This is a genomic window from Acetobacter sp. (genome assembly GCF_047721705.1).
GTDB lineage: Bacteria > Pseudomonadota > Alphaproteobacteria > Acetobacterales > Acetobacteraceae > Acetobacter.
In genome coordinates this window covers 19,831-28,791 of sequence record NZ_JBDNXK010000045.1, presented here as the reverse complement: position 1 = coordinate 28,791, position 8,961 = coordinate 19,831, and the positions used below count along the sequence as shown (strand labels likewise).

8 protein-coding genes are annotated in these 8,961 nt (G+C 58.3%); 3 read left to right on the top strand and 5 right to left on the bottom strand.

Going from position 1 to position 8,961, the window contains the following annotated elements; all coding sequences use genetic code 11:
• The 3 genes from ABF824_RS09285 to ssb all read left to right on the top strand — a co-directional run.
• A partial coding sequence (locus ABF824_RS09285; RefSeq protein ID WP_415488284.1) for a hypothetical protein occupies positions 1 to 188 on the top strand: 188 nt, incomplete at its 5' end.
• Positions 189 to 265: 77 nt separating this feature from the next.
• Positions 266 to 1,705 carry a glycosyltransferase family 2 protein gene (locus tag ABF824_RS09280; RefSeq protein WP_415488283.1) on the top strand — a complete coding sequence of 480 codons (1,440 nt, stop codon included), beginning with the start codon at positions 266 to 268 and terminating at the stop codon, positions 1,703 to 1,705.
• A 176-nt stretch (positions 1,706 to 1,881) separates the two neighbouring features.
• Entirely contained in the window at positions 1,882 to 2,421 is a 540-nt protein-coding gene (gene ssb / locus ABF824_RS09275; protein ID WP_415488282.1) for a single-stranded DNA-binding protein, read from the top strand.
• Between the two features lie 86 nt (positions 2,422 to 2,507).
• On the opposite strand, the gene serS is transcribed toward ssb, so the two are convergent.
• From serS to ABF824_RS09250, 5 genes are all read right to left on the bottom strand, one after another.
• Positions 2,508 to 3,794 (bottom strand): serine--tRNA ligase, encoded by a 1,287-nt coding sequence (gene serS / locus ABF824_RS09270; protein WP_415488281.1) that lies wholly within the window; start codon positions 3,792 to 3,794, stop codon positions 2,508 to 2,510.
• Positions 3,794 to 4,570 carry a twin-arginine translocase subunit TatC gene (tatC, locus tag ABF824_RS09265; RefSeq protein WP_415488287.1) on the bottom strand — a complete coding sequence of 259 codons (777 nt, stop codon included), beginning with the start codon at positions 4,568 to 4,570 and terminating at the stop codon, positions 3,794 to 3,796. The genes serS and tatC overlap by 1 nt, the downstream gene beginning before the upstream one ends.
• A gap of 32 nt (positions 4,571 to 4,602) precedes the next feature.
• Positions 4,603 to 5,202 (bottom strand): Sec-independent protein translocase protein TatB, encoded by a 600-nt coding sequence (tatB, locus tag ABF824_RS09260; protein WP_415488280.1) that lies wholly within the window; start codon positions 5,200 to 5,202, stop codon positions 4,603 to 4,605.
• A 173-nt stretch (positions 5,203 to 5,375) separates the two neighbouring features.
• On the bottom strand, positions 5,376 to 7,610 hold the full coding sequence (locus ABF824_RS09255) for a peptidase domain-containing ABC transporter (RefSeq protein ID WP_415488279.1): 2,235 nt from the start codon (positions 7,608 to 7,610) through the stop codon (positions 5,376 to 5,378).
• Entirely contained in the window at positions 7,607 to 8,920 is a 1,314-nt protein-coding gene (locus ABF824_RS09250) for an HlyD family secretion protein (protein WP_415488278.1), read from the bottom strand. Before ABF824_RS09250 ends, ABF824_RS09255 begins: the two co-directional genes overlap by 4 nt.
• Between the last annotated feature and the right edge of the window lie 41 nt (positions 8,921 to 8,961).

Below are 8,961 nucleotides of genomic sequence, written 5' to 3'. Positions count from 1 at the left end.
GTAAAGAAATGAAACTCTGTATAGTCGGAACTGTATTCATTGGATCTGTATTAGCACACAAGCTTGCTGAAAAAGGCCATCATGTCTCCTTGATTTATGAGCAGGAGCAGCGATCCCAGCTTTCTTTGTCGATCCCTCCTGAATTTCCTCCACAAATCAAACACCCTTCCCCTGACAGCAAAGCCTGATGTAACAGGGCGCTCAAAACTCCGGCCCAACCGCTTTCCGGCGTGCATCATGCGGTCGACTCACAGGAACATTCGTTATGAAGACCGCTATTGCCCTTTTTGTAAAAGACGAAGCGCAGGATATCGCCGGATGGATTGCGTGGCATCTGGCGCTGGGGGCAGATCGACTTTTCATTTACGATGACCACTCGAATGATGGAACGTGGGAGATTCTACAGGCGGCGGCAAAGCGATATGACACGATAGAACTCGCACGCAGCGACTTGCAGGTGTCATCCAATTTTTTCTGGCGTCAGGCTGCGTGTTACAAGGATGCCTGCCACAAAGCCATCGGCCAGTTCGACTGGATTGGCTTTCTGGATGGCGATGAATATGTATCCCTTGAAACGGCTGACAATCTGAACGCGTTTCTCGAACAGTTTTCAGACTATAACGGCGTAACCCTGAGCTGGCGCATATACGGCTCAAGTCATCGCGCACTCAAAAGCCGTCAACCTGCCTATGAGGCCTACACATTTCATTGCGGACCGGATCTAGGCGATTGTGAACTAGGGAAAGTCTTTATAAGACCGCAAGATTTCACAAACCACTACGAGAACCCCCACCGCATAGCGCTGACAAACGAACGATATGCCAATGCCATTGGCCAGCCTGTTGCGTGGCGAGGCCCCACGCATGACATCGTCTGGCAGGGAGCATGCATCAATCATTACATCGTGCGCTCAATGGAAAATTACATCGAGCGTATCCGACGGCGCGTGAACGCCGACCTCGCCGATTCAACGGGCTACTGGCAGCATTTCAATCGCAACGACATCCACAGCAAGGAACGTCCTCAGTTCATCGAACGGGCTGGCAAAATTCTCGTACATCTTCGTGAAGCCTGCGTAGATCATTACCTGCGTCATGTCACACAGCAGGGGCTGGCTTCTTCCCCTGAAAGCGGGTTGGCGTGCGTTTATTCCATTCTGACACACAACAATGTCCCGTTGATTCTGGATCACCCGGAAGGGCGCGTCGCCCAGAAAGCTGGCGAAGAATCAGTTCCTGTCACAGCTGCGGTCTATAGAGACGATCCGCATGTCTATCTGTTCGTGGAACAGTATGGACATATTGCCTCTCCCCCTTTCAGGGTGCGTGACGATGGACGCTTCCGCTCCTCTCTTGCCTTTTGCCTGGAAGCCGCCCCCACGGAAGGTCGCTGGTTTTTGCGACAGGAAGGTGAAGGCAAATTTCTCGTCTTCTTTCCTGTGGATGGCGACGGCACAGTGGAAGCCATCCGGGACAGCGCATCAGACTGGGAGGAATGTCTGCTGATTGCAAAACAGGAGCAGATTCCTGTCTTTGCCGCCTCCCCCCACCATATCCGCAACCGCCACGATTTTCTGGAGTATCTGCGACGGAATGCCGGACGTATCACCTATGATGACTTTGTGCTCGCACTGAATCTGCTGCCCGACCATTGCCGTGCGGAACTGTTCCAGACCGCAGCCGGAAAAAGCATCAGCTGGATCTGACAGGCAGACCAGAAGTGCTACGGAGTGGAAGATGCCTCGCGCATGGGCTAGAAAAGCAATCAGTCGCAATCATCACGACAGCCGCCTGAGAAACATCTTTCAGGGTGGGCATAGGCGGCGTTGAGCGTTTATCAGTCAGTTTTGACTCTCGGACTTAGACAGGAATTGGAGCCGCAATGGCAGGCAGTGTGAACAAAGTCATTCTGGTCGGAAATCTCGGACGCGACCCGGAAATCCGCACGACACAGAACGGTCAGAAGATCGCCAATCTGTCCATTGCGACCAGTGACACGTGGAACGACCGCGCCTCCGGTGAGCGGCGTGAACGCACCGAATGGCACCGCGTGGTGGTGTTCAATGAGCGTCTCGCCGATGTAGCCGAGCGTTTCCTGCGCAAAGGCCGCAAGGTCTATCTGGAAGGAACACTCCAGACGCGCAAATGGACGGATCAGTCCGGTCAGGAAAAATACACGACGGAAGTCGTTCTTGACCGTTTCCGTGGCGAACTGGTGCTTCTCGATGGCCGTGGATCAGGCGAAGGCGAGGAAGGCGGCGGCGGTTACGGCGGCTCCAATCCGGGTGGTGGCGGCTACGGTGGCCCGTCCTCTGGTGGTGGTTCCGGCGGTGGCGCACGCCGTATTGGCAACACTGCTCCTGCGTCGCCGGGCGGATGGGATGCGCCGGGCAGCGATCTTGATGACGAAATTCCGTTCTAAACAGACATATTGTGCTGCCTGACTTTAATAGAAAGGCAGCACACTCTTAGGCTGCCGTTCCGAACAGAACGGCAGCGGGCGCTTTCTCAGGCGCCAATACGTTCGATGCCGCCCATGTAAGGCCGCAGGACTGGTGGCACGGTGACGCTGCCATCCTCATTCTGCCAGTTCTCCATCACCGCGATCAGTGTACGACCGACCGCGAGCCCTGAACCGTTCAGCGTATGCACGAAAACCGGCGCCTTCTGGTCCGGCGCACGATAGCGGGCATTCATGCGGCGTGCCTGAAAGTCCTTCGTGTTCGAGCAGGATGAAATCTCTCGCCATGCCTGCTGTCCCGGAATCCAAGCTTCCAGATCGAAGGTCTTGGCCGCGCCAAAGCCAGTGTCGCCCGCGCAGAGCAGCATCCGACGATAGGGAATTTCCAGAAGCTCAAGGATTTTCTCGGCGCACAGCGTCATGCGCTCATGCTCGGCTTCGCTTTCTTCCGGGGTGGTGACGGAGACCATCTCCACCTTCTCGAACTGGTGCTGGCGGAGCATCCCGCGCACGTCGCGTCCGGCGGAACCGGCTTCCGAGCGGAAGCACAGCGAGAGCGCCGTCATGCGGATCGGCAACTGCGCCGCGTCGAGAATATCGCCCATGACAGTGGCGGTCAGCGGGACTTCTGCCGTCGGCACCAGCCAGCGATCATCCTCGGTATGGAAGGACTGATCAGCGAATTTCGGTAGCTTGTCCGTGCCATACATCGCTGCTTCATTGACCAGAACCGGCACCTGCGTCTCGGTATAGCCGTGTTCGTTCACATGTTGGTCGAGCATGAACTGACCCAGCGCACGCGCCAGACGCGCGATACCGCCACGCAGCAGGACAAAGCGCGCGCCGGACAGTTTGGAGGCCGTGGCGAAGTCCATCTGCTGCTGGCCATTCTGTTGCATGGCCTCGCCGAGTTCGAAATGCTGCTTCGGCGTGAAGGAGAAGGTCTTCGGCTCACCCCACTGCTTGACCTGCACGTTGGCCGTCTCATCCGGACCGGGCGGCACGGACGCATCCAGCCGGTTGGGCAGCACTTCCAAAACGGCCTTTACCTCGGCGTCGAGAGACTGGGCGCGCATTTCCAGCGCCTCCATCTCTTCGCGTAGACGGATGGCTTCCGCTTCCTGCACCGCGCTGTCGCCCTTGTTACGCTTGATCGTGCCAATTTCCTTGGCCAGCGCGTTCCGGCGTGTCTGCTTTTCCTGAAGCGCAGTCTGAGCAGCGCGGCGCTCCTCGTCGAGCGTCAGCACTTTTTCCGACACCGGCTCCATGCCGCGACGGGCCAGATCGGCGTCAAAACCGGCGGGGTCGGCGCGCAGGGCGCGAATGTCGTGCATCAGGAAACCTCTTTCTCTTCAGTCTCACCCTCTTCCGACAGGGAGGGTTTTTTCGGCTGAACAAGTCGCGCCGAGATAATGGAAATTTCGTAAAGGATGATCAGCGGAATCGCGAGCCCCGTCTGGGTGATCACGTCCGGCGGCGTCAGGATCGCGGCGGCGACAAACGCGCCGACAATGGCGTAACGACGGAATTTCTTGAGCTGCTCGGAGGTGACGATGCCAACCATCGCCAGCAGCGTCAGCGCCACGGGCAACTCGAACGCGATGCCGAACGCCATGATGAGTTTCATCACCAGCGTCAGATATTCCGACACCTTGGCCTGAAGTTCGATCTGGAGACTGTCCGCGCCGCCCGTCGTCTGGAAGGACAGGAAGAACTTCCATGCCATCGGGAAGATGAAATAGTAGGCCAGCGCCGCGCCGAGCAGGAACAGGATCGGGGTTGCAATCAGGAAAGGGGCGAAGGCGCGTTTTTCCGAGCGATAAAGGCCGGGCGCGATGAACATCCACAGTTGCGTGGAGATCATCGGAAAGGAAATGAACGCCGCCCCGAACGCCGCCACGCGGATATAGGTGAAGAACGCCTCGTACAGCGCCGTGTAGATCAGGTGCGGCTGTTCGCCCTTCTGGCGCATGATGTCGCCAAGCGGACGGGCAAGGAACAGATAGATGTCCTGCGCATAATGGTAACAGACCGCGAACGCGATGGCGAAGGTCGCGGCGGACCAGATCAGGCGGCGGCGCAGTTCGATCAGGTGATCGAGCAGCGGCATGGGCTCATCGTGAATCGGATCGTCAGTCGTCGTCACGACGCATCTTTCCTCTGCTGGTCAGTCCCTGAAGCAAAAGGGGATATACGCCTGTTTCCGTGCAGCACCAGCATGGGTGGAAGAATGGCGGGGGTCTGGAGACGTGGCCATGCCTGCGCCACCCGTCGCGCGATGGAAGGCGGTACAATGACGGGGGCTTCGCCCGGCCCTTCTCCCTCGTAGGAAGGGAAGGTTTCGAGCGGCAGCGCAGCGATCTCAGCCCGTGGCGGCACAATGTCTGGCGCGGCGACAAGCGGTTCCGGCGCAGGCAGGGACGCAGCAGGCGTCTCGAACGGTTTCCCCCGCAGCACCGGATCATCGAGTGTCCGACGTAGCTTCCCGTCGTCATCAATGGTCCGCATGATCTGGTTACGGACGTTCAGGGACCGCAGCTGGCGCACCTGATCGCGCACTTCGCCAAGATCGGCCTCGCGCACCATCTCATCGACATGCCCCTGAAATTCCGTCGCCAATCGGCGGGCTTTCTTCACCACCCTGGCAACCGAACGAATGGCGGCCGGCATGTCCTTCGGTCCGATGACCAGAAGCGCCACCACCCCGATCAGCGCAAATTCCGACCAGGCAAAATCAAACATGCTTCCCGCCGGCACCCATCGCGTTTCCCCCAGCAATCCGACCGTCGGAAAGGCCCGAAAAACGCGGCACACTACACAAGGGGCACAGACCTATCACGACCCGTTCCGGGTTACCAAACGGATGCTGCACGGCTCGCCAACAGCGCCACGCACCAGCACAGAAGATATGCGGATCAATCCTTTGGCTTGGTCGGCCAGCCGCCGCCAAACCCGTATGACATGCCATAGTTGGGGGGCGAAGGAGCTGCTCCCGCCTGCGGTGCCTGCGCGGGTTGTTGCGGCGCAACAGGCTGCTGGGGCGCTTTCCGCAGCACGAGATGGCCACCCGGCTCAAAGGAGTAGATGTAATCGGCATGCGCGATCGTGGCCGGACGGTGTGCCACCATCACACGGGTGATGTTCATCTCCCGCAGCGATGTCGCCACAATCGATTCGGTATGCTCGTCGAGATGGCTGGTCGCTTCATCAAGGAACAGGATTTGCGGCTGCTTGTAGAGCGCGCGCGCCAGAATGACGCGCTGCTTCTGTCCGCCGGACAGCGCGCCACCCATGTCGCCCACCAGCGTCTCGAAACCCATCGGCATACGCTTGATGTCGTCAAAGATCGCGGCTTTGACAGCACATTCATGAATCAATGCGATGTCGGGCTGCTCGGAGAAACCGCAGATATTGTCGGCAATGGAGCCGGAAAACAGACCATCGTCCTGTAGAACGCCAGCGATGTGCTCGCGATAGGCTTCCAGCGAAAGAATGGCGATGTCGCTGCCGTCGATATAGATATTGCCTTCATCCAGCGGATGAAGACCCATCATCGATTTGAGCAGGGTTGTCTTACCACAGCCCGACGGCCCGACAATCGCTACGCTGGACCCGGCCGGAATGTCGAGATCGACCGCGCGGAAAATCCACGGCTCCTGCGCGGCATAGCGCACCGACACGCCACGACAGGCGAGCGACGCCGCTCCATGCGATGTCAGCGGCATGCTCTCCGCGATGGGTTCAGGCTCCGTCATCACGATATCGGCCAGACGATCCGTCTGGATATTGAGCATCCGCAGCTTGAAGCCGGTGGTGACCAGCGACCCCACCCGCCCCGCGAACTGGTCCTTGTAGGAAAGAAACGCGACCAGCATACCCACGGACATGCTGCCATCCATCACCTTGTAGGCGCCTAGTACCATCATAATGAGACGGTCCGCGCCGAAGATGAAGTCACCCAGCCGTCCATAGATCAGATCGAAACGCTGAAGCCGCAGTTTGATGTTGATGCTGTCGATGACAATGTTCAGCCATGTCGACCGGCGGCGCTCCCGCAGGCCCAGCAGCTTCACGCTGGCCATGCCGCGCAGTGTTTCGATGAAATGACTCTGCTGACGCGCCCCGACGACGATCTGTTCTTCGGACGCCTCGCGGTAGGTGCTGTACGTCACCAGACGCAGCAGAATATCGAGACCAAGCGCAATACAGGCGACCAGCCCCAGCCAGCCACCGTAAACGAAGAGCATGATGCCCATGCCAATCCCCATGATGCCGTCCATCACGGTCTGCACCATGTCGGTCGTCATCGTCTGCTGGATGGTGCCGAGCGAGCCGAAGCGGGACAGCACGTCGCCCACATGCCGCTTGCTGAAATAATCCAGCGGCAGGCGGGTCAGATGATCGAACAGGCTCGTGTTCCATTCCAGCCCGACGCGCGTGCTGAACAGGGTAACAGCCCATGTGCGTACGGACCCGACGAACATCTGGAGCAGAAGCAGGAGCGCCAGACCAAACGTGATGGTCTTGAGCAGATCATGGTCCGCCGTGACGATCACCTCATCAATCATCACCTGCGAGACCATCGGGGAAACCAGCGCGATGACTTCCAGCCCGAGCGAAAGGAAAAACAGCCCCATCAGGGCACCGCGCAGCCCCGCCACATGCCGGAACAGATCGCGCAGACGTATCGTCTCGCGCTCGTCTTTCTGCTCGAACGACTCGTTGGGTGTCACTTCCAGCGCCACGCCGGTGAACTCGCGCGAGACTTCGCTCATGGCGATCGTACGACGGCCAACGGCCGGATCGTTGATCGTGATGTTCTTACCTTTGACCTCCGTCAGAACGACGAAGTGATTCATCCCCCAATGCAGGATGCAGGGCTTCTTGAGGTTGGCGAGGTCATCAAGTTCGAGACGAACGGCGCGGGTGGAAAACCCCATATTGTCGGCAATCTGCACGAGACTGCGCAACGTAACGCCCTGAATCGATACGGAGTAACGGCGTCGCAGCGTGGCAAGATCGATCTTGTGACCATAAAAGCCCATGATCATCGCCATGCAGGCCAGACCACATTCGGCCGCCTCGACCTGGAGGACGACCGGGACTTTCTTGCCGAAACCGAACTGGAGAGAATCGAAAGGATCGCTCATTTCTCGACGAGCCCACCGCCAACCGCGGTTATGCTTTCGTGCATACTGATGACCGGATCCAGTATCCATTGATAAAGGCGACGTGAATCGATAGCGATGTCCGCCTCGACTTCCATGCCCGCTTCCAGTGATTTCTTTTGGCCATATGCCATCACATAAGGCAGATCAGGTTTGACCCGGATGCGATAGACATCGCTGCCGACACCCGCGCCATCCACTTTCTTATCCTTGGCACCAGAAGCACCCTGTTGGGTCTGCCCCCCCTGCGTCTCCGAAATCGGCGCACGCGTGATTTCCGTCACGTGGCCGCGCGCAAGACCAAATCGCTGATAGGGAAAAGCGGCGTAGCGCAGAAGGACAGGCTCACCCTCACGCAGAAAGCCTATGGAGGAACTGTTGACGTAAAGTTCGGCGTCCAGTGCACGCCCCGTCGGCAGCAGGGTCACCAACGGCGCTCCGGCTGAAACCTGCTGCCCGAGATTGGCGCGCACGGCAGAGAGGATGCCATCTTCCGGCGCGGTGATGACAACTTCCCGATGGCTCTCGCTCTCATCGATCTGTTTGTCGATATCAGCGATCTGACGGTCGAGGTCATTGATATCGTGCGCGGTCTGTCGGTCGTAGCGCATCAATTTGGAAGTGTTGTCGGAAATCTTTCCTTCAGTGTCCGTATAGGACTGAAGAAACTGGGCATGCGTGCTCAGAAGCTGGGCATAAGTGTAAAGCTGGCTCTGAAACTGCGTTTCCGTAACAAGATGCGCACTCTGGGCATTTTTCATGCGATTGACGGCTGCTTCCACGACCGGAAGCACTTTCGCATCATTGGCCAACTGTAGGCCCGTCAGTTGTCGCTGCCGGTGCAGATTACGGATCTGATTGACCAGTTCCTGCTTCTCAACGGGCGCATCGGCAATACGGATCTCCTTCTGTCGCTCCAGAAGCTCTCTCTGCCTGCGAAGCTGCGCAAGAATCTGCTCCTGTGTGGCGCCAGACGCGGTGCGCGCGCCCAGATCCACCACAAAAAGCGGCTGCCCTTTGTGGACTCGCTGCCCTTCCTCGGCCAGACGCTTGCTGACAATACCCGCAGCGTTGGCATCGATCGTGATCAGCCCCGTTGGGGGCAGCATATATCCCGTTGCATGGACACGACGTGTATAAATTCCAAAACGGATGTAAATGACTGCAAGTATGACGAGCGCCAGCGTCACCCAGGAAATAACGCGTATCGACAGGGATTGCGTCGCCTGTACCTGCCCGAGCCATGTATCGCGACGGGCGTCGATCGCTTCCTGACGATAAAGAGAAGACATATGGGCGGCAGCCCTCCAGGTCGAAAAATCTCTGAACTACA

Excerpts from the sequence above, each read along its gene's own strand:
- tatB (WP_415488280.1), bottom strand. The coding sequence starts at position 5,202 with ATGTTTGATTTTGCCTGGTCGGAATTTGCGCTGATCGGGGTGGTGGCG.
- ssb (WP_415488282.1), top strand. The coding sequence starts at position 1,882 with ATGGCAGGCAGTGTGAACAAAGTCATTCTGGTCGGAAATCTCGGACGC.
- ABF824_RS09255 (WP_415488279.1), bottom strand. The coding sequence starts at position 7,610 with ATGAGCGATCCTTTCGATTCTCTCCAGTTCGGTTTCGGCAAGAAAGTC.
- ABF824_RS09280 (WP_415488283.1), top strand. The coding sequence starts at position 266 with ATGAAGACCGCTATTGCCCTTTTTGTAAAAGACGAAGCGCAGGATATC.
- ABF824_RS09250 (WP_415488278.1), bottom strand. The coding sequence starts at position 8,920 with ATGTCTTCTCTTTATCGTCAGGAAGCGATCGACGCCCGTCGCGATACA.
- tatC (WP_415488287.1), bottom strand. The coding sequence starts at position 4,570 with ATGCCGCTGCTCGATCACCTGATCGAACTGCGCCGCCGCCTGATCTGG.
- serS (WP_415488281.1), bottom strand. The coding sequence starts at position 3,794 with ATGCACGACATTCGCGCCCTGCGCGCCGACCCCGCCGGTTTTGACGCC.